Raw genomic sequence first — 20,378 nt, 5'->3', positions numbered from 1 at the left:
GGGGGTGGGGCTCTCTGATCCCATTCTCAATCGATATTTCCGGAAATCAGCGTTAGACTGCGGTTCCGGAGAGGTACTTTTATGACGCAGGCTGATAGGAATGTGCTTCTGGGGCGCTATGCCGCGGGTGAGCTTGGCACGCGACGCACCATCGAAGCGATCGGCGCCCGTGATTATGCCGACCTGGTGATCGCGATGGCGCAGGCCGACCTTCCATTTCCCAAGCCGGCGGCAACACCGAGCCATGAGGCGAATGTGGCGCGGGCTCGGGCGTTGCTGCAACCACGGTTGCGTCGTGGCGGTTGAGATCGCCATCATCGTTACGGATGCGCCGCCGCTTATTACCTTGGCTGCTGCGCGGAGTCTCGACTACCTGCTGTACCCCTCGCTTCCCGTGATCATTCCTGACGCCGTGTTTCATGAGGCGACTCATGCCTCGGGCAAGCTTGGCGCCCAAGAGATCCTGGCGTGGTATCGCGCGCATACGGATCAGGTACGGGTCGAGCCAACGGATATTTTCGGTGAGGAGATTGTGTTGCGGGAGACCTTGCCCGGCCGCAAGCCCACTCGGGATATTGGGGAACGGGCGGCAATTGAGATCATTCGCAACTACCCGCTCGCGGATGGTGCGCGGGCCCTGTTGCTGAGCGACGACAGCGATGCCGTGCGGGCAGTGATTGAGCAGGCACATCGTGGCGAGGCGCCGAAGCGGTAGCTTGTGGTGGGATCGGGGTTGATCGGGACGTGGCGCGATCGATCGGCCTTTTGTGCGGCAAGGCGTGCCTCTGTGTCGATACCCGGCGAGATGGTCGACATGCCTAATGTCCGACCGATCGTCGATCGGCCGTAAATCCACGTCAAAAACGTTCCGGCACGCAGGAAATCGGCGCCCAGCGCGGGCCTCGAAAGCCGAATTGGAGACCAATCCTACTCGATCGACTTGTAAACAGCACTCTCAAACGAATCGAGCGCATGCAGCACGGTATGGTCGGCGAACGGCAGCGTCTGGGTCATGAACACGCCGGCGACCTTTTTGACCGGGTCCAGCCAGTAGTAGGTGTTGTTCAAACCCGCCCAGGCGAGGCTGCCGGCGCTGCGGCCGGCGGGGCCGGCCTCGGTGTTGATCAGAAAACTCAGACCCCATTTCTTCGACATGCCGGGAAACAGATTGACCGGATTGGACAGAAGTGGGTTCTGAGTCGGCAATGGCTGCACGTCCAGGTTGCCCATGTGGTTCTGACCCATCAGCGCCACGGTCTCAGGCTTCAGGATGCGGTTGCCGTCCAGGTGGCCGTCGTTCATCAGCGCCTGCAAGAACCGCAGGTAGTCGGACGCGGTGGAGAACAGGCCGCCGCCGCCGGGATAAAACTCCCGATCCGCGCCGGCGGGCGGCGGGGGGGGCATCGGTTGCAGCGATCCGTCGGCCTGGCGGGCATGGATCGCCGGCAGGCGGCTGTCCCATTCCGGCCGCTGGATGAAGCTGGTGTCGGGCATGCCCAGCGGCTCAAAGATATGACGCCGCATGTAGGTTTCGAGGTCGAGGCCGCTGGCGACCTCCACCATCCGGCCGGCGATGTCGATGTTGATGCCGTACTCCCAGCGCTCGCCGGGGTCGAAGTTCAACGGCGCGGTCAGGGATTCGAGCTTGCCGGTACGGCAGGCGGGCAGGTCGGTGATCTTGGCATACCGAGCCATCTCCTCGTTCCAGGTGTCGTAGACGAAGCCGGCGGTATGGGTCAGCAGGTTGCGCAAGGTGATCTGGGTGCGGGGCGCGCGGACGATCGGGATATCGTTGGCATCGAAACCGAGAAGCACCTTGGTGTCGGCGAGGAAGGGCAGGACCTCCCTGGCCGGCTGGTCCAGCGACAGCTTGCCCTGTTCGACCTGCTGCATCGCCGCGGTGGCGGTGATGGCCTTGGTCATCGACGCGATCCGGAAGACCGAGTCGGTTGTCATCCGCTGCGGTTGAGATACGTTTCGGCGGCCGAAGGCGGATTCGTAGATCACACCGCCTTCATCGGCGGCCATGGCCACGAGGCCGGCGATTTTCTCGCCGCTGACAGCCGCCGCCAGGGCGCTGTCTATGAGTGCAACGCTGCGCATACGGTTCTCGTTCCTGGACATCCTTATGGTGGTAAGCCTTACCATCTCTGGCCAGTGGCTTGCAAATTGGTGGCAACAACGTGACGGTGATAAGCTTCGGGATGGATCAGGGTGTCTGGGGAAACATGTACGAACAGCACGTGACAGTTACGACGAAACATGGCCGGATGCCGGCGTTCGCGGCGTGTCCGGATGGGGCCGGACCCTTTCCGCCGGTGATTTTCTACATGGACGCGCCGGGTACGCGGGAGGAACTGCGCAACATGGCGCGGCGAATCGCCAAGCAGGGTTACTTCTGTCTGTTGCCGGATATGTATTACAGATTGGGAACGGTCGAGTTCGACATTCCGCGCCGTGACGACGCCATGTCGGCGGTGATCCGGGCCTCGATGAACAGCATCACCAACGCCCTGGTTACCGATGACACCGCGGCGATGATCGCCTGGTTCGATGCCAACGACAAAGTGCGGCCCGGCCCCGTCGGGTGTGTCGGTCATTGCATGAGTGGATGCTATATCACAACGGTTTCCGCTCGGTTTCCGCATCGGATGAAGGCGGCGGCTTCGCTGTACGGTGTCAATATCGTGACGGACAAGCCCGATTCGTCCCATCTTCTGCTGCCGCAGGTGAAGGGTGAACTGTATTACGCCTTCGCCGAACACGACCAATCGGTTCCCGCGCATGTCATCCCCGAACTGCGTGCGAGCCTCGCGAAAACCGATGTTGCCAACACAGTGAAGGTGTTCGAGGGCACACATCATGGTTTCTGCTTTGCCGAACGGGCGGTTTACAACACCGAAGCGGCCGAACAGACCTGGGCCGATATTTTCGATCTGTGGAAGCGGAAGCTGACGTAGCCTGAAGTAATTTGGCGACTCAGGTAAATTCTTTGTAATTCACTATCGATAAAAGGCCTGCCGGTCGCGGCCCGGCAGGCCTTTTATCACCGGCTTATCCCCGCAAGCGGCGGTAGCGGCTGATCAGTGCGTTGGTGGAGGCGTCATGGGCAAGGGCCGGTTCGCTGCCATGACTCAATTCCGGAATGATGCGGCTGGCCAGCGCCTTGCCGAGTTCGACGCCCCATTGATCGTAGCTGTCGATTTTCCAGATCGCGCCCTGGACGAAGACGCTGTGTTCGTAGAGCGCCACAAGGGCGCCAAGCGTCACGGGATCGAGTTTTTCGGCCAGGATCATGTTGGTGGGACGGTTGCCCTGCATGACGCGGAACGGCCGTTGGAAATCCGGTGAGCCTTCCGCCTTTAGTTCCTGTTCGGTTTTGCCGAAGGCCAGGGCCTCGGCCTGGGCGAAAAGGTTGGCCATCAGCAGGTCATGCTGCTCGATCAGCGGACTGAGCGGCTTGCAGAAACCGATCATGTCGCATGGAACCAGTTTGGTGCCCTGGTGCAGTAGTTGATAGAATGAATGCTGGCCGTCGGTGCCCGGTTCGCCCCAGATGATCGGGCCGGTTTGGTAGTTCACGACCTGTCCGTCGAGATCGACGTGCTTGCCGTTGCTCTCCATCTGCAACTGCTGAAGGTAGGCGGGCAGCCGTGCCAGATGGGCCGAATATGGCATGACCCCGAGCGTCTGGGCGCCGAAGAAGTTGTTGTACCAGACGGTCAGCAGGCCCAGCAGCATCGGCAGGTTGGCGGCGGCCGGCGCGGTGTGGAAATGTTCGTCCATGGCGTGGAAGCCGGCGAGCATGGCGCGATAGTTGTCGGGACCGATCGCCAGCATGGTGGACAGGCCGATCGCGCTATCCATCGAGTAGCGGCCGCCGACCCAGTCCCAGAAGCCGAAGGTGTTCGCCGGGTCGATGCCGAATTCGGTCACGCCGGGGATGTTGGTGGAAACGGCAGCAAAATGTTTTGCCACCGCCGCGTCCGAACCCAGCTTTCCCACCAGCCAGGCACGCGCCGTCGCGGCGTTGGTCATCGTCTCCAGCGTGGTGAAGGTCTTGGAGGAAACGATGAACAGCGTCTCGGCGGCATCCAGGCCGAGCGTCGCCTCGTGGAAGTCGGCACCGTCGACGTTGGCGACGAAGCGGAACGTCATCGACCGGTCGCTGAACGGGCGCAGGGCGCGGTATGCCATTTCAGGCCCGAGATAGGACCCGCCGATGCCGATGTTCACCACGTTGCGAATGCGCTTGCCGGTATGGCCGGTGAACGCGCCGCTGCGCAGACGCGTGGCGAAGTCGGCCATTGCGTCCAGCACCTTGTGGACATCGGGCACGACGTCGGCACCGTCGACCTTGATGACCGAGCCGCGTGGCGCGCGCAGGGCTACGTGCAGCACGGCCCGGCGTTCGGTGGTGTTGATCTTGTCGCCGGCGTACATCGCGTCGCGCCGTTTGGTGACGCCACGCTCTTCGGCCAGTTGCAGCAGAAGCCGCAGCGTCTCGCCGGTGATGCGGTTCTTGGAGTAATCCAGGAACAGGCCCGCACCCTCGGCCGAGAAGCGCTCTGCCCGGCCGGGGTCATCGGCAAACAGTTCGCGCAGATGCGCATCCTTGATCTGCGCATGGTGGGCTGTCAGCGCCTGCCAGGCAGGCGATGCGGTCAGGGCGGTCATCGGCGTTCCTCCGCAGTTAGGCCAGGACCTTGCTCTTGGACTCGATCGCGCCCAGCAGTTCGTGCCAGGATTTGACGAAACCCTTGGCGCCTTCGGATTGCAGTTGGGCCGACAGCGCCGTCAGGTCGATGCCCGCCTTGATGTGCTTGGCGAGCACCGCCTCCGCGTCGCCGCCGTCGCGGGACAGCGCGGTTGCCGTCTTGCCGTGATCGGCGAAGGCCAGCAGCGTGCCCTCGGGCATCGTGTTCACCGTGTTCGGTGCCGCGAGACCCTCGATATAAAGCGTATCGGACGCGTCCTTGTCCTTTGTCCCGGTGCTGGCGAACAGCAGGCGCTGCGCGCGCGCGCCGACATTCTCCAGGCGTTGGAAGCGATCGCTCTCCAGGATGTCGCGGTAGGCTTTGTAGGCTTGCCTGCTGACCGCCGGCCCTAGCGTGTTACGCAACGCGGCCGGCACTTTGTCGGCTATCGCCACGTCCCAGCGGCTGACGAATAAAGACGCGACCGAACGCACGTCCGCGGACAATCCCGCGGCGACGCGCTGCTCCAGACCCTTCATGTAGGCGTCGGCGGCGGCCTTGTACTGGTCGGTGGAGAACAGCAAGGTGACGTTCACCGCCACGCCCGCGAAGATCGCCTCGGTGATCGCCGGCAGGCCTTCTGGGGTGCCGGGGATCTTGATGAACAGATTCGGCTTGTTGGCCTGCTTGTGCAGGGTCTTGGCCTGCTCGACCGTCGCCTTGGTGTCGTAGGCGAGCAGCGGCGACACTTCCAGCGACACGAAGCCGTCCACCGTCCCGGAGCGCTCATAGACCGGCAGGAACAGGTCCGCCGCTCGGCTGAGGTCCTGGACAGCCAGCGTAAAGAACAGACCCTCGCCCGACGCGCCGGCGTCTAGCTGCTTGCGGATCTCGCTGTCGTACCAGGAACTGCGGGCGATCGCATTGTCGAAGATCGTCGGGTTGGAGGTCAATCCGGTAACCGACAATTCGTCGATGTAGCGCTTCAGCGTGCCGCTATCGAGCAGGTCACGGGTGATGTTGTCGAGCCACAGGCTTTGGCCAAGCGTGTTCAGGGCCTTGGGTGCGTCTGATGCCATGGTTCGGTTCCTTTTGCTCAGTGGGACCGGCCAGGAGGTGGCCGGTCAATGGATCGCCGATCTGATAGACAAGACGATGGCGTCACGCGGCGCCGGGATCAATGGCCCTCCTTCGGCTTCTCGACGTGGCCGCCGAATTCGAAGCGGAGGGCGGACAGCAGGCGGTCGCCATAGTCCGCCTCGCCGCGCGAGCTGAAGCGGGCGAACAGCGCCGCGGAGATCACCGGCGCCGGCACGCTTTCGTCGACCGCCGCTGTCACGGTCCAGCGGCCTTCGCCGGAATCGGAGACGCGACCGGCGAAGCCGTCGAGGTCGGGGCTTTTGCGCAGGGCGCTGGCAGTCAAGTCGAGCAGCCAGGATGCCACCACGCTGCCGCGCCGCCAGACCTCGGCGACCTGGGCAACGTCGATGTCGTATTTATAGTGTTCGGGATGGCGCAGCGGGGTCGTCTCGGCGTCGTCGACCTGCGTGTGCAACCCGGCATTGGCATGCTTGATGATGTTAAAGCCCTCGGCATAGGCCGCCATCAGGCCGTATTCGATGCCATTATGCACCATTTTCACGAAGTGGCCGGCGCCGTTCGGGCCGCAGTGCAGATAGCCCAGTTCGGCGGTGCCTGGCTCGCCCTCGGCACCTGGGGTGCGGGGCGCCGCGTCCATCCCGGGTGCGAGCGAACGGAAGATGGGATCGAGCCGCTTTACCACCTCGGGTTCGCCGCCGATCATGTGGCAGTAGCCGCGCTCCAGCCCCCAGACGCCGCCGCTGACCCCGACATCGACATAGTGGAGACCCTTCGCGCGCAGTTCCCCGGCGCGGCGGATGTCATCGTGGTAGTAGGAGTTGCCGCCGTCAACGACGATGTCCCCTGGCTCCAGCAACGGAATGAGGGTGGTGAGCACCGGATCGACGACGGCCGCGGGCACCATGAGCCATACGAGGCGGGGTTTGCTCAGTTGCTTGACGAAGTCGGGCAGGCTGGTGGTGCCTTTCGCCCCCTTGGCGACCAGTGCATCCACCGCTTCGTGGTGGCTGTCATAGACCAGGCATTCATGACCTGCCTTGGCCAGCCGGATCACCATGTTGCCGCCCATCCGTCCCAGGCCGATCATTCCTAGCTGCATTGCTTCGCTCCTTGGTCACTGGCTGCCGCTGGGGCGCCTCGGAAGATTGAAGTCTAACTGTCCGGTTCAGTTGCCGCTTGTATGTTCCAAGCCATAAATAGCGGCACCGAGCAGGGCGGCGTTGACGGTGATGACGTGGACCGGCACCGAATTCAGCAGGTTGGCAAAACGCCCCTTCGCGGTAAAGGCCCGCATGAAGGCGCCATCCTGAAGCTGTGGCAGCACGCGCGGCGGCATACCGCCGGCCAGATAGACGCCGCCGGTCGCCATCACTTTCAGCGCGAGGTTGCCGGCCTCGGCGCCCCAGACATCGATCACGATGCGCAGCGTTTCGGCCGCGAGGGGGTTGTTGTCGGGATCGTTCAGGGCCGCGCCGACAATTATAGGGGTACGGTCGTGGGCGGCATGTAGTTTGGCGGCGAAAGCGGGACTTTCCGACGACGGGTCGCGTGACCGCACGTAGTCGTAGACGTTCGGCAGGCCGGAACCGGCGCAGACCCGTTCGTAGGCCGCATGGCGGAAGCGTTCGGTCAGGAAGGCCCACAGCCCGGCCTGGACCGTGTTGGTCGGGGCGAAATCGGCGTGGCCTCCTTCCGAAGCGCAGGCGATGTAGTGCTGTCCGCCCCAGATCAGGAATGCCTCGCCCAGGCCGGTACCGGGCGCCAGGACCGCGATCGGGGCCTGTGCCTGCGCCTTGCCGGCGTTGATCTGCACCGTCTCATCCGGTTGCAGGTACGGGACCGCGTGGGCGATGGCGCGCAGGTCGTTCAGTAGGGTGACCCGTTGGAGATCGAGGCTCGCGCACAGCGAGACTTCCTCCAGATCCCAGGGTAAATTGGTCAGGTGTGCTCGGCCATCGATGACGGGGCCGGCGACATCGAAGCACGCGGCGGTGGCGTGGGCACCGGTGTTGGCCAGGAAGGCATTGACGATCGGCTGCAACCCATTGAAATCGGCGCTGGGGAATTCCTGTTCCGCGACAAACGCTCGAGGGCCCGCTTCGGGCGAAACCAGAGCCAGGCGCGTCGTGGTGCCACCGATATCACCGGCGATCAGCATCAGGTAGTCTCCTAGCAGCCGGTTGGACTTGTCCCCGTGACGGTCCAACATATGATAGTCCACCCGTTCGCGGACGTAGCCGCACATCAATGCGAGCGCCGGCGAATGAAGCGGGCCACGATAGCCTGAATACGTCGACCGTGTCCGCGATGATTGCGAGACAGATCAGGCGGTGCCGTTACAACAGGTGGAGGACGTCGTCCGGCGTTTCAGCGAGGATGTTCGCGCCGGCTTCCTGGAGTTCGGCCTGGCCGCCATAGCCCCAGAGGACACCGATCGAACGGATGTTGTTGGCCTGGGCGGCGTGGATGTCGTGCAGGCGGTCGCCGACCATGGTCGTGTTGGCGGCGTCGAAGCCCTCGGCACGCAGGATTTCGGCCAGCAGGTCTTTCTTGTCGTCCAGTCCGCCACCGGGCAGCGCGCCGTAGACCTTCGGCACGTACTGGCGGAGTTCGAGGTAGTCGACGACGCGTTCGGCGAAGTCCCGGCGCTTGGATGTGGCCAGACACAGTGTTCGGCCGGCGTCTTTCAGAGCGGCGAGCATGGCCATGACGCCGGGGAAGACCGTGCAGTCGTAGATCGCCACAGCGGAGTAGCGGGCGCGGTAGGTGGCGAGGCCGAGATCAAGCCGGTCGTCGCCGTATTTCGCCAGCAGCGTGCCGACCGACACGGCCATCGGCGGGCCGACCGCCCAGGTCAGGTCGCCGGCCTCGGCGGGATCATGGCCGAGTTCGGCCAGCATGTGACGGAAACAGGCGATGATGCCCGGCCGGGAATCCGCGAGGGTCCCGTCCAGATCCAGCAGAACGGCTTGGTTCACGCGACTTTGCCGAACAGGCCGCCAAGTGCGGCCAAAGTGGACAGATGGGTGTCGGCGTCGCCGTAAAGCTGGTCGATCATGGTCAGGCGCTTGAAGTAATGGCCGGCGGCGTATTCGTTGGTCATGCCGATGCCGCCGTGAAGCTGGATCGCCTCTTGCCCGACGTGGCGGGCCGAGCGGCCGATCTGCACCTTGGCGGCGGAGATGGCGCGGCGGCGCTCGATGGGGTTTTCCTCGGCGGCCATGACGGCGGCGAACATGGCCATGCTGCGGGCCTGCTCGACGGCGACCAGCATGTCGACCGAACGGTGCTGGAGGACCTGGAAGGAGCCGATGGGGCGGCCGAACTGCTTGCGGGTTTTCAGGTATTCCAGGGTCAGGTCCTGCAGGGATTGCATGGCGCCGACGGCCTCGGCGCACAGGGCGGCAATGGCTTCGTCGATGACGTGCTCGATTGCCGGCAGGGCGTTGTCGCTGACCAGGTCGTCGGCGGTGACGCGGACGTTGGTTAGGGTGAGTTCGGCGGCGCGCTGGCCGTCCTGGGTGGGGTAGCCGCGTCTGGTGACGCCTGGCGCGGCGGGGTCGATCAGGAACAGGCCGATGCCGTTGCGGGCTCGGCGTTCGCCGGCGATGCGGGCGGTGACGAAGATGCGGTCGGCGGAATCGCCGTGGATCACGACGCTTTTGGCACCATCAAGGACGTAGGCGCTGCCGTCCTTGCGTGCGGTGGTGGTGACGTCGGCGAGGTTGTAGCGGGAGTGGCGCTCGACATGGGCGAAGGCCAGTTTCAGCTTGCCGGCGGCAACTTTCGGGGCCAGCGCACCCAGCATGGCGGTGGCGGCGGCGCGGCGAAGCAGACCGCCGCCGAGGATGACGGTGGCGAAATAGGGTTCCAGGACGAGGCCACGGCCGAAGGCTTCCATGACGATGGCGGTTTCCACCGCGCCGCCGCCAAAGCCGCCGAGGGTTTCCTCGAAGGGGAGGCCGAGCAGACCCACTTCGGTGATCTGAGACCACATGGCGGGGCTGTAGCCGGTGGGTTCCTGGGCGTATTTCTTCCGGTGCTCGAACTGGTACTGGTCGGCGATCAGCCGATCGACGCTTTCCTTGAGCAGGCGCTGGTCCTCGGAGAGATCGAAATCCATGTTGTTACAACCCCAGGATGGCTTTGGCGATGATGTTGCGCTGGATTTCGTTCGATCCGCCGTAGATCGAGACTTTTCGATAGTTGAAATACATCGGCGCGGCCTCGGAAGCGTAATCCGGGCCGATGGCGGGTTCGTTGTTGCCGTCGAAGTCACGCTGATAGGGCATGACGTAGGGGCCGACCACCTCCATCAGCAGTTCGGTCAGTTGCTGCTGGATGACGGAGCCTTTCAGTTTCAGGATCGAGGACGCGGGGTTCTGCCGGCCCTTTTCCATTTTCCGTTCGTCTGAAACGACCCGCAGTTGGGTCATTTCCAGGGCTTTCAGTTCGACCTCGACGGCGGCCAGTTTTTCCTGGAAGCGGGGACTTTCGATCAGCGGACGTTCGCCGGCGAATTCCAGGGCGGCGAGTTCCTTGATGCGGGCGATCTTGGCTTTCGAGGCTCCGACGCGGGCGATGCCGGTGCGTTCGTTGCCGAGGAGGAACTTGGCATAGTCCCAGCCTTTGTTCTCCTGGCCGACGAGGTTTTCCGCAGGGACCTCGACGTTGTCGAAGAAGACCTCATTCACCTCCCGCCCGCCGTCCATGGTGACGATCGGGCGCACGGTGATGCCGGGGGTCTTCATGTCGATCAGCAGGAAGGAAATACCCTCCTGCGCCTTGGCGGCGGGGTCGGTGCGGACCAGGCAGAAGATCCAGTCGGCGTATTGCGCCAGTGTGGTCCAGATCTTCTGGCCGTTGACGATGTATTTGTCGCCGTGCTTCTCGGCCTTGGTGCGCAACGAGGCTAGATCGGAGCCGGAACCGGGTTCGGAGAAGCCCTGGCACCAGAAGATGTCGGCGTTGGCAGTCGCCGGCAGGAAGCGTTCCTTGATCGCCTGGCTGCCGAACTGGGCGATGACCGGGCCGACCATGGAAACGTTGAAGGCGATGGGCGACGGGCAGTTCGCCTGCTGCATCTCATCCTGGTAGAGATAGACCTGGATCGGCGTCCAGTTCTGGCCACCCCATTCGACCGGCCAGTTCACCGTACACCAGCCGCGCGCGTTCAGGATGCGCTGGGCGGTGATCATGTCGTCGCGGGTCAGGCCCTCGCCTTCCGCGACTTTCGCTCTGATGGACTCCGGGATCGCCGTACGGAAGAAGTGGCGCGCTTCGTCGCGGAAGGCGATTTCCTCGGGGGTGAAGGTCAGGTCCATGGACGGCTCCGTTTTCCTGGTTCGTTACAGACGGCGGCGGTTGGCGTCAAACGGGCTTTTTCCCTAGGCCGCCGCGTCGCGCTTGACCCTGTCGGCGAACTGCTTCCTGAACTTCACCACCTTTGGCGCGACGACGACCTGACAGTAGCCGCTCCACGGGTTTTGCGCGAAATAGTCGTGGTGTTCGGGTTCGGCCTCGTAGAACGCGGTCAACGGCTCGATCTGGGTCACCAACTTGCCGGACCAGATTTTCGCGTCCGCGATCTCTTGCATGACGGCTTTCGCGGTTGCCGCCTGGGCGTCCGAATGGGTCAGGATGATGGAGCGGTACTGTGTGCCGACATCGTTGCCCTGGCGATTGAGGGTGGTGGGGTCGTGGATGGAGAAGAACACCCGCAGCAGGTCGGCGTAGGATAATTCGGCGGGGTCGAACTTGACCTGCACAACCTCGGCGTGGCCGGTGTTGCCGGTGCAGACGGCCTTGTAGCTCGGGTTGGCGATATGGCCGGCGGCGTAGCCGGACATGACCCAGCTTACCCCGCGCAGGTCCTTGAAGACCGCTTCCAGGCACCAGAAGCAGCCGCCGCCCAACGTGGCGGTTTCCTGTGTCGCGCTCATGCGTAAGGCTCCCTTCGTGTCAGGCGGGGAGCATATATGGGGTTTCGCGCGGCGTCACACAGGCTGGTGGCTACACGGCTTTTGCGGCCTTTTTCGCGGCCCTGGCGGCCTCGTCCGCGGCGGCTTCCTCCTTGCGGGCGGTGACTGCCTCGGCGTGATGACGGTACAGGTCGAGCGCCTGCATGGCATGCTGGTTGGCGGCGGTGTCGGTTTCGGCCGCCTCGGTCGCGAGATGCTGGGCTTTCTCGAAATTGCCGGATTCGCACTGTTTGGCGGCGTCGCGATGCATTCTGGCGGCGTTTTCCAGATGGAGCGCCGCATCGTTATGGTGTGCCGCTGCCGTGGCCTTGATGTCGTCCATCGATGTCACTCCTGCTTGGATCACGGACGATAACGAGGCGGCGTGCGATCAGGTTGCACAGGCAGGGTGCATCGGCCGGATCGTGCTCATGCTGTGAATCCGCTGCGACAAACGCGCTAATTCGACAAAGCACTCATTCTTCGCCGCCCGGATGGCTTTACCTTACAGGACAGTCACGACTATGGTCTTTGGCGTTGGCTGGTTGCCGGCGCCGGACGATCGAGTACGCGGCGAACCGGCCGGTCACGGATAAACCGGAAAGGTCCCGCCCAAGATGAATCGTTTCGTTCGATCCCTGTTCGTTGCCGCTTCCCTGCTGGGTTTTTCACCGTTGGCACCGGTGCTGGCGCAAACCAGCCAGACCGCGCCTGCCGCCACGCCCACCGCCGCACCGGCCGGCTTCCCGGCGAATCTGCGTTGGGACCTGGTGCCGAAATGGATTCAGTGGGTCGATGCCAAAACCCAGATCTCCTGGCCGCCGAACGATGGATGCGCATCCGCGCCGGTGGCGCAAAGCCTGACCCCGGGGCAGATGATCGACCGCTTCGGCAGCGAGGGCGGCACGTTCTTCAGTCCGAAGGGTGAAAGCTACCGCTCGCGAGCCGTGCCGTATGTCTGCAGGCAGATGGACTATCGGGTGTATCGCGTCGTGAAGCCGATCGCGGTGAAGTCCTGCAAGGCAGCCCCCTGGTTTGGCGAGCCGGGCGGAGCGGTCCAGGTGCAAACTGCCGATCCCGCGTATAAGCTGGTGGCGGATGGTGCGATCAAGGTGGTTTCCTATGACGCTGGCGGAAGCAGTGGTTCGGATCCGCAATGCGGGCGTCCCTGACTGGTTTTACGTAACCGACGGCGGGCTGGGGACCGGCGAATGCGTCGGGATCGAGCCCGCGACCGGCGGGTGGTCGGTCTACTACAGCGAACACGGACGGAAATCGCCGCTGGAGCAGTGCGCCGATGAGGATGCGGCCTGCCGAGCCCTGCTGCGGCATATGGACCGGATGATGCGGGAGAGCGGACGGGGCGGGGTGCCGATCGTTACCTGACGGATGGTTTTCCGCTGGGCGATGATGGGGCCGGGGATCATGCCTTGGCTTCGCGTGGGTGGCACGGTCATTCACTGATTTGTAATCAAAATGATATCGAATCCTGGCCGCGTCCGCCGCCTTTCGGTTCCGGCATGTGCCGAGCCTCGTGGGTGGGATGTCGCACTCTTGATCGGATCGTCGCCCACCAACCGGGGAATTGGGGCGTTGTAAGGCGGTAACCCGACACTCGGTCCCGGCCCCGCGGAGGTGTGGGGGCAGGGGTGCACGCGAATCCTGGATCACTTCCGTAACAGTGAGGTTAGAATGGCCGTTTATAAGCACTTGACATTGCGAACATCTTTGCTGGTCGCCACCGTTCTCGCGAGCCCCCTGGCCGTGATGGCGCCAACTCCGGCGGCGGCACAGGTGTCGATCGGAATTTCGGTCCAGGTCGCTCCGCCGGTTCTGCCGGACTATGAGCAGCCAGCAATGCCCGCCCTCGGTTATATATGGACCCCCGGCTATTGGGCCTGGGCTCAAGGGGTGGATTATTACTGGGTGCCCGGTACCTGGGTCGAACCGCCTTCGGTGAATGTGCTGTGGACTCCGCCTTACTGGGGTTGGAGCAACGGGGCCTATGCGTTCCACGATGGCTATTGGGGACAAAGTGTCGGTTACTACGGTGGCGTCAATTACGGCTATGGCTACGGCGGCAATGGTTACGAAGGGGGCCGCTGGCAGAGTGGGCGTTTCGCCTATAACCGGACGGCCAATAATTTCGGCTCCGTCAAGGTCACCAATGTCTATGTAAGTAATGTGACGGTCGTCAACAATTCGCATGTCAGCTACAACGGCGGCTCGGGCGGCCTGGCGACCCAGCCGACCGCGGCGCAACGGCAGATTGAGCAGGAGCATCATGTGGCGATGACCGCGGCCCAGACGTCGCACATCGCGACGGCGGCCAAGACTCCCGCACTCGCAGCGAGCCGTAACGGCGGCCATCCGACGATCGCCGCGACGGCGCGTCCGGACCAATTCCAGGGGGCGGGCGTCGTCCGCGCTGAGCATGCCAGCACGACCGAGCAAACGGCCGCCCCGGGGCGTCCGGGAGAGCACGCGGCGGCTCGTCCAGGTGAGGCCACACCGGCCCGTCCGGGCGAACCCGGGGCCCGTCCGGGTGACGCGACACCGGCGCATCCAGGAGAACACGTGGCGGCTCGTCCAGGTGAGGCGACACCGGCCCGTCCGGGCGAACCCGGGGCCCGTCCGGGTGAGGCGACACCGGCGCATCCAGGAGAACACGCAGCGGCTCGTCCAGGTGAGGTGACACCGGCCCGTCCGGGCGAACCCGCGGCCCGCCCGGGTGACGCGACACCGGCGCATCCAGGAGAACACGCGGCGGCTCGTCCAGGTGAGGCGACACCGGCCCGTCCGGGCGAACCCGCGGCAGCGCATCCAGGTGAGGCTGCGCCGGGACGTCCGGGAGAACACGCGGCGGCCCGCCCGGCCGCACAGCCGCGTCCGGATGAATCCGCGGCAGCCCGCCCCGCGGCGGCCGCACAACCGCATCCGGCCGAACGCCCAATGGCGCGCCCGGCTGAGAATCCGGCTGCGGCGCCTCGTCCCGCTCCCGCCGCGGCGCATCCCGCACCTGCCGCGGCCCATCCGGAGCCCGGCAAGCGGGAGGAGAATAAGTAGCCGGACCTACTATCCGGCGCGGGACAGGATCCCACCCGTTCTGCGCCGGAGATCCAGGGAAAGCTGGCCTGTGTGGGCCAGCGTTCGCCCGCGACGGCACCGACTCGACCCCCACAGCGGCCGGACGATTCGCTAGAGCAGGGGCGCAGCCATCTGACACCGCACAGCGTCCGGCATGCGTTCGGTTGAACAACGTCGTTTCGTCCCTTTATCCTTCACCATGAACGCCGCCGTCGAACCTGTCGATCCTACCGGAACCATCGACCTCGCCATCACCGGCATGACCTGCGCCTCCTGCGTCAGCCGGGTGGAGAAAGTTCTGTCCCGCATTCCCGGGGTCACCAACGCCTCGGTCAACCTGGCCACCGAACGGGCGCAGGTCACCGGAGCGGCGCCTGATGCGGCAACACTGATCAGGGCCGTGGTGAAGGCTGGCTACGGCGCGACGGAAATCCAGCCGGAGGCGCCGCCGGCCGACCATAAATCCCGCGACCGGCGCGATCTCCCTCATTTGGTGGGTGCCGCCGTGCTGACCGCGCCGTTGCTGGCCGGCATGGTGGTCCCGGCGCTGATGGTGCCGGGGTGGGCGCAGTTCGCGCTGGCCTCGGTGGTGCAATTCTGGTTCGGCGCTCGCTTCTATCGCGCCGGCTGGAACGCCGCCCGCGGGCTGTCCGGCAACATGGACCTGCTGGTGGCGCTTGGCACCTCGGCCGCGTGGGGCCTGTCCACCTGGCTGTGGTTCCGCACAGGCCATGCGCATGGCCTGTATTTCGAGTCCTCGGCGCTGCTGATCACCTTCGTGCTGACGGGCAAGGCGCTGGAGGCGCGCGCCCGCCGCGGCACCGTCACCGCCATCAATGCGCTGATGCGTCTGCGGCCAGCCACTGCCCGCGTCAGGCGCGACGGGACGGAAAGCGACGTCCCGATCGCCGCCGTGCGTCATGGCGACCTTGTCGTCGTCCGCCCGGGGGAGCGCATCCCGGTGGATGGGCGCATCCGGGAGGGCAGGGCGGCGATCGACGCCTCCATGCTGACCGGTGAGAGCCTTCCGGTGGACCACGGGGTCGGCGACACCGTCGCGGCCGGTGCCATCGACACCGACGGGCATCTGGTCATCGAAACCACCGCTATCGGCGCCGAGACGATGCTGGCGCGAATCGTGCGGTTGGTGGAGGACGCGCAGGCGTCGAAAGCACCGATCCAACGTCTGGCGGACCGGGTCAGCGCGGTGTTCGTCCCCGTGGTGCTGGTCCTGGCGCTGGTGACCGTGGCTGGCTGGCTGATCGCCGGCGCCACGCCGTCGGCCGCGATCCTGAATGCCGTGTCGGTGCTGGTAATCGCGTGCCCCTGTGCCCTGGGCCTTGCGACGCCGACCGCGATCATGGTCGGCACCGGAATGGCGGCGCGCCGGGGTATCCTGATCCGCGACGCGGCGGCCTTGGAGCGTGCCCATGCGGTGCACGTGATCGCCTTCGACAAGACTGGCACGCTGACGCTGGGAAAACCGTCGCTGACCCGGATCGTGCCGGCGGATTACCTGGCCGACGTCGCGGCGTTGCAGTCCGGCAGCGAGCATCCATTGGCCGAAGCGGTGCGCACCGCCGCCAAGGGTCTGACATTGCCCACCGTGGCGGATTTCCGGACATTGCCCGGTCTGGGGGTGACCGCGACGGTGGGGGGCCGCACGCTGCTGCTCGGGAATGCGCGGTTGATGGCCGAACGCGGGATCGCGCTGGATGCGTTGGAACTCGATGCGGAGGCAATGGCCGCGGCGGGGCAGACCGTGTCCTTCCTAGCCGAACCCGGACGGGCGCTGGCAGTACTGGGTTTCTCAGACACGGTGAAACCGAGCGCTCGGGCTGTGGTGGAGCGGTTGCACAAGATGGGATTGCGCACCGTCATGCTGACCGGCGACGGTCAGGGCGCCGCTGACGCCGTCGCTCGGCAGGTCGGGATCGATACGGTGCGTGCGAAAATCCTGCCGGCGGACAAGGCGGCGGCGGTGGCCGCGTTGCGGGCGGGTGGCCAGAAGGTTGTCGCGATGGTGGGGGACGGGGTCAACGACGCCCCTGCGCTCGCCGCCGCCGACATCGGCATCGCCATGGGCGGCGGGACGGATGTCGCGATGGAAACCGCCGGCATCACGCTGATGCGCGGCGACCTGGCGCTGGTGGCGGATGCGATCGCGGTGTCGCGTCGGACCACGGCCAAGATCTGGCAAGGATTGTTCTGGGCGTTCGCCTACAATGTGCTGGGCATACCATTGGCGGCGTTCGGGTATCTCAGTCCGTTGGTGGCGGGCGGGGCGATGGCGCTGTCCTCGGTCACTGTCGTCGGGAATGCGTTGCTGTTGCGGCGCTGGAGATCCTGACAGGACGGGGCGTTTACCGGATATTAACCACCCTTGGGGTTTTATGGTCCGTTCCTTGGCAGCGGGCGGACACAGTGGCGAACCAGGCAGACCAGATCCAGCAAGCGGTGTGCGCGACAATCCGGACGGAGATCGGCGCGTTGCGGACCTTCGTCGACCGGCGGATCGCCGAACTGAGTGCCGAGGTTCATGCCACATCCGACCTGATGGATTTCAGCGAAACCAACCTGTCCGGGCAATTGAAAGGCATCCGCGAGCAAATCGCCAACGTGGTCGCGATGCCGACCGCCGCGACGCGCAACAGTGGCCTGGAACTGGAGGCGGTGGTGCAGGCGACCGAGGCCGCGGCCAACCGCATCATGGAAGCCGCCGAAGCCATCGGCGACTGGTTGCGGGACGGCAAGCACGATCCCGCCTCGATGGATGTTGTCAGCGAAAAGGTCAACGCGATCTTCGAAGCATGCTCCTTCCAGGACGTGACCGGCCAGCGGATCAGGCGTGCGATCCAGCATTTGCAGCAGGTCGAAACGATGTTGACCGACATGGTGCCGGGCGAGGCAGGACAACCGTCCATGGGCGGGGTGGTGGTCAGCGCGCCGTATAACAACGCGGGAGAGGTCACGCCGGAGCAAGCGGCGGCCAATCCGGACCTGGGGCAGGATGCGGTGGACTCCCTGTTCGAATAGCGTGATCGCCGGTTAGCCGGCTTTCTCTCCGCTGCGTTAATCTCCCGTCACAATCGCCCGTCCTGGTTGCATTGACCCGCGATTCCGGTATGTCCGCCGACTAACGGGGACTTTGGGAGAACGCAGAGTGTCGACTCGCGTCGCGAACGCATCGGACCAGCCGGCTCTGATTGAAATCCAGGGACTGACCAAGCGCTTCGGTGCGTTCGTTGCGGTGGACGACGTGTCGTTCACGGTGCGGCGAGGGGAAGTGCTGGGGTTTCTCGGCCCGAACGGCGCCGGGAAATCGACCACCATGCGGATGCTGGCCGGGTTCATGATCCCGACCGCCGGGACAGCCCGGATTCAGGGTCATGACGTGCAGACCGACAGCGTGGCGGCTCGGCGCGTGCTGGGATTCCTGCCGGAGGGTGCTCCAACCTATCCCGAGATGTCTGTCGAAGGGTTTCTACGCTTCTGCGCCCGCATTCGCGGCTTTTCCGGGTCCGAACTGGCGGATCGGGTCGACCACGCGCTGGGGCTGACGACGCTGCAAGGCGTGCGGCTCCAAACGGTGGAGACGTTGTCGAAAGGGTTCAAGCGCCGGGTCGGGCTGGCGCAGGCGCTGCTGCACGATCCGCCGGTGCTGGTGCTGGACGAACCGACCGACGGGCTGGACCCGAACCAGAAGCACGAGGTGCGCGGCTTGATCGAGCAGATGGCGCCGGAGAAGGCGATCGTGATTTCGACGCATATCCTGGAGGAGGTCGATGCCGTGTGCTCCCGAGCGATCATTATCGCGGGCGGTCGGATCGTGGCGGATGCGACCCCCGCCGAACTGTCGCAACGGCATCCGTCGGGACGGCTGGAGGAAGTATTCCGAACGCTGACGATGCCGGAGGCGGCGTGATGAGTTGGTCGGCGATAGCAAGGGTCATTTCCCCCGCCCTGACACGGGCGTGCAAGAGGCGGCGAGGCGATACTCTCATACAGGCCGGTGGCGCATGAGCAGGACGTTCGTCATCGCGGACCGGGAATTGCGCGCTTACTTCGCCACCCCGGTCGCGACGGTGTTCATCGTCATCTTCCTGGTCTTGCAAGGTGCGCTGACCTTCAACCTCGGGCAGTTCTTCGACCGCGGCCAGGCGGACCTGAACCCGTTCTTCACCTTCGTCCCCTGGGTCTTCTTGCTGCTGATCCCGGCGATCACCATGCGGCTGTGGGCCGAGGAACGCCGTCTCGGCACGATCGAGCTGCTGCTGACCCTGCCGGTCACCCAAGGCCAGGCGGTGCTGGGGAAATTCCTGGCTGCCTGGGCGTTCTGCGCCATCGCGCTGGCGCTGACATTCCCGTTCGTCATCGCAGTCAATATCCTGGGGTCGCCCGATAACGGCGTGATCGCATCGGGCTATGTCGGCTGCCTGCTGGTCGCCGGCGCGTTCCTGTCGGTCGGTTCGGCGATGTCGGCGGTGACCCGCAACCAGGTGATCGCGTTCGTGCTGGCGGTGGCGATCTGCTTCGTGTTCGCGGTCGCATCCAACCCGATCGTCAACGACTTCCTGGCGAACACCGCCCCCGCGCTGGGCGCGTTCACCCGGCGCATCGCGGTGATCGACCGGTTCACTGACTTCACCCGCGGCATCATCGCCCTGCGCGACGTGATCTACTTCGCGACGTTCATCGGGTTCTTCCTGTTCCTGAACACCGTCCTGGTCGATCAGCGGAAGGCGGACTGAGATCATGCGCCGACTGTTATTTTCTATCCTCGGTGTCATCGCCGTCGCGGCGATCGCCATCGGTATCAACATGTTCGCCGACGCAAGGCTGGCGACAGCGCAGTTGGACCTGACCCAAGGGAAAATCTACACGCTGTCGCCCGGAACCCGGCAGGTGCTGCGCGACCTGAAGGAGCCGGTGACGCTGCGGCTGTTCTACTCACGCAAATTGGGCAGCACGGTACCGGCTTATGGGTCCTATGCCGACCATGTGCGGGAAATGCTGCGCGATTATGCGTCGGTGTCCAAAGGCAAGGTGAAACTGGAATTTTACGATCCTGAACCGTTCAGCGACACCGAAGACCGGGCGATGGCGTATGGCCTGCAAGGCGTGCCGCTGGATCAGAACGGGTCGCAGATCTATTTCGGCCTCGCCGGCACCAATCTGGAAGATGACCAGCGGACCATCCCGTTTTTCCAGGCGGACCGCGAGCGGTTCCTGGAATACGACCTGACCAAGCTGGTTTATGAGTTGTCCAATCCGAAGCGGCCGGTGGTCGGGGTGATGTCCTCGTTGCCGCTGGACGGCGATCCGCGGCAGATGATGATGACCCAGGGACGCGGGCCGGGTGGGCAGCCTTACGCGTCCTCGGTGCTGCTGCGGCAGACCAACACGGTTAAGACCGTGCCGACGGATGCCCAGGTGATCGACCCCGACATCCAGGTGCTGCTGGTCGCCGAGGCGCAGAATCTGTCGCCGGCGACATTGTATGCGATCGACCAGTTCGTCATGCGGGGCGGCA

Annotated in this window: 21 protein-coding genes; 11 read left to right on the top strand and 10 right to left on the bottom strand. The window is 64.6% G+C overall.

The features are described 5' to 3' along the window. Nucleotides 1-81 precede the first annotated feature (81 nt). Both GSQ89_RS18260 and GSQ89_RS18255 read left to right on the top strand, forming a co-directional pair. A complete protein-coding gene (locus GSQ89_RS18260; protein WP_158927824.1) occupies nucleotides 82-306 on the top strand; it encodes a hypothetical protein in 225 nt (74 codons plus the stop codon). Continuing rightward, complete coding sequence (locus tag GSQ89_RS18255; protein ID WP_158927822.1) at nucleotides 296-715, top strand: hypothetical protein; 420 nt, start codon at nucleotides 296-298, stop codon at nucleotides 713-715. Before GSQ89_RS18260 ends, GSQ89_RS18255 begins: the two co-directional genes overlap by 11 nt. A gap of 212 nt (nucleotides 716-927) precedes the next feature. Here GSQ89_RS18255 and GSQ89_RS18250 read toward each other — a convergent pair whose 3' ends face one another. Next, nucleotides 928-2,103 carry a serine hydrolase gene (locus GSQ89_RS18250; protein WP_158927820.1) on the bottom strand — a complete coding sequence of 392 codons (1,176 nt, stop codon included), beginning with the start codon at nucleotides 2,101-2,103 and terminating at the stop codon, nucleotides 928-930. A gap of 80 nt (nucleotides 2,104-2,183) precedes the next feature. Here GSQ89_RS18250 and GSQ89_RS18245 point away from each other — a divergent pair, with 80 nt between their 5' ends. Beyond that, nucleotides 2,184-2,960 (top strand): dienelactone hydrolase family protein, encoded by a 777-nt coding sequence (locus tag GSQ89_RS18245; protein WP_158927818.1) that lies wholly within the window; start codon nucleotides 2,184-2,186, stop codon nucleotides 2,958-2,960. A 94-nt stretch (nucleotides 2,961-3,054) separates the two neighbouring features. Here the strand turns inward: GSQ89_RS18245 and pgi are convergent, their stop codons facing one another. The 9 genes from pgi to GSQ89_RS18200 all read right to left on the bottom strand — a co-directional run bounded on the left by pgi (nucleotide 3,055) and on the right by GSQ89_RS18200 (nucleotide 12,101). Further along, entirely contained in the window at nucleotides 3,055-4,677 is a 1,623-nt protein-coding gene (pgi, locus tag GSQ89_RS18240; RefSeq protein ID WP_158927816.1) for a glucose-6-phosphate isomerase, read from the bottom strand. 16 nt (nucleotides 4,678-4,693) lie between these two features. Continuing rightward, entirely contained in the window at nucleotides 4,694-5,776 is a 1,083-nt protein-coding gene (tal, locus tag GSQ89_RS18235) for a transaldolase (RefSeq protein WP_158927814.1), read from the bottom strand. Between the two features lie 98 nt (nucleotides 5,777-5,874). Beyond that, nucleotides 5,875-6,897: a phosphogluconate dehydrogenase (NAD(+)-dependent, decarboxylating) gene (gnd, locus tag GSQ89_RS18230; protein WP_158927812.1), complete on the bottom strand. Its 1,023-nt coding sequence runs from the start codon at nucleotides 6,895-6,897 to the stop codon at nucleotides 5,875-5,877. A 66-nt stretch (nucleotides 6,898-6,963) separates the two neighbouring features. Further along, nucleotides 6,964-8,007 carry a glucokinase gene (glk, locus tag GSQ89_RS18225; protein WP_216856251.1) on the bottom strand — a complete coding sequence of 348 codons (1,044 nt, stop codon included), beginning with the start codon at nucleotides 8,005-8,007 and terminating at the stop codon, nucleotides 6,964-6,966. Nucleotides 8,008-8,134: 127 nt separating this feature from the next. Next, on the bottom strand, nucleotides 8,135-8,776 hold the full coding sequence (locus tag GSQ89_RS18220; protein ID WP_158927810.1) for an HAD hydrolase-like protein: 642 nt from the start codon (nucleotides 8,774-8,776) through the stop codon (nucleotides 8,135-8,137). Beyond that, entirely contained in the window at nucleotides 8,773-9,921 is a 1,149-nt protein-coding gene (locus GSQ89_RS18215; protein WP_158927808.1) for an acyl-CoA dehydrogenase family protein, read from the bottom strand. The genes GSQ89_RS18220 and GSQ89_RS18215 overlap by 4 nt, the downstream gene beginning before the upstream one ends. A gap of 4 nt (nucleotides 9,922-9,925) precedes the next feature. Then, entirely contained in the window at nucleotides 9,926-11,122 is a 1,197-nt protein-coding gene (locus GSQ89_RS18210) for an acyl-CoA dehydrogenase family protein (protein WP_158927806.1), read from the bottom strand. A gap of 63 nt (nucleotides 11,123-11,185) precedes the next feature. Continuing rightward, entirely contained in the window at nucleotides 11,186-11,740 is a 555-nt protein-coding gene (gene msrA / locus GSQ89_RS18205) for a peptide-methionine (S)-S-oxide reductase MsrA (RefSeq protein WP_158927804.1), read from the bottom strand. A gap of 70 nt (nucleotides 11,741-11,810) precedes the next feature. After that, nucleotides 11,811-12,101 carry a hypothetical protein gene (locus GSQ89_RS18200; protein WP_158927802.1) on the bottom strand — a complete coding sequence of 97 codons (291 nt, stop codon included), beginning with the start codon at nucleotides 12,099-12,101 and terminating at the stop codon, nucleotides 11,811-11,813. Nucleotides 12,102-12,375: 274 nt separating this feature from the next. Between GSQ89_RS18200 and GSQ89_RS18195 the strand changes: the two genes are divergently transcribed. From GSQ89_RS18195 to GSQ89_RS18160, 8 genes are all read left to right on the top strand, one after another. Further along, nucleotides 12,376-12,930: a TNT domain-containing protein gene (locus GSQ89_RS18195; RefSeq protein ID WP_158927800.1), complete on the top strand. Its 555-nt coding sequence runs from the start codon at nucleotides 12,376-12,378 to the stop codon at nucleotides 12,928-12,930. Beyond that, complete coding sequence (locus GSQ89_RS18190) at nucleotides 12,881-13,144, top strand: hypothetical protein (protein WP_158927798.1); 264 nt, start codon at nucleotides 12,881-12,883, stop codon at nucleotides 13,142-13,144. Before GSQ89_RS18195 ends, GSQ89_RS18190 begins: the two co-directional genes overlap by 50 nt. Nucleotides 13,145-13,450: 306 nt before the next feature. Then, nucleotides 13,451-14,824, top strand: a complete 1,374-nt coding sequence (locus tag GSQ89_RS39895; protein WP_158927796.1) for a YXWGXW repeat-containing protein — start codon at nucleotides 13,451-13,453, stop codon at nucleotides 14,822-14,824. A 175-nt stretch (nucleotides 14,825-14,999) separates the two neighbouring features. Further along, entirely contained in the window at nucleotides 15,000-17,195 is a 2,196-nt protein-coding gene (locus GSQ89_RS18180; RefSeq protein WP_158927794.1) for a cation-translocating P-type ATPase, read from the top strand. Nucleotides 17,196-17,269: 74 nt separating this feature from the next. After that, nucleotides 17,270-17,881 (top strand): hypothetical protein, encoded by a 612-nt coding sequence (locus GSQ89_RS18175; protein WP_158927792.1) that lies wholly within the window; start codon nucleotides 17,270-17,272, stop codon nucleotides 17,879-17,881. A 127-nt stretch (nucleotides 17,882-18,008) separates the two neighbouring features. Next, nucleotides 18,009-18,770: an ABC transporter ATP-binding protein gene (locus GSQ89_RS18170; RefSeq protein ID WP_216856250.1), complete on the top strand. Its 762-nt coding sequence runs from the start codon at nucleotides 18,009-18,011 to the stop codon at nucleotides 18,768-18,770. Nucleotides 18,771-18,864: 94 nt separating this feature from the next. Beyond that, nucleotides 18,865-19,596, top strand: a complete 732-nt coding sequence (locus GSQ89_RS18165) for an ABC transporter permease subunit (RefSeq protein WP_158927790.1) — start codon at nucleotides 18,865-18,867, stop codon at nucleotides 19,594-19,596. A 4-nt stretch (nucleotides 19,597-19,600) separates the two neighbouring features. Continuing rightward, nucleotides 19,601-20,378 (top strand): GldG family protein (locus GSQ89_RS18160; protein ID WP_174254893.1); only part of this gene is annotated, 778 nt, incomplete at its 3' end.

The sequence above is a fragment of the Acidisphaera sp. S103 genome, assembly GCF_009765975.1.
Lineage (GTDB): Bacteria > Pseudomonadota > Alphaproteobacteria > Acetobacterales > Acetobacteraceae > Rhodopila.
This window is presented reverse-complemented; position numbering and strand designations above follow the sequence as displayed.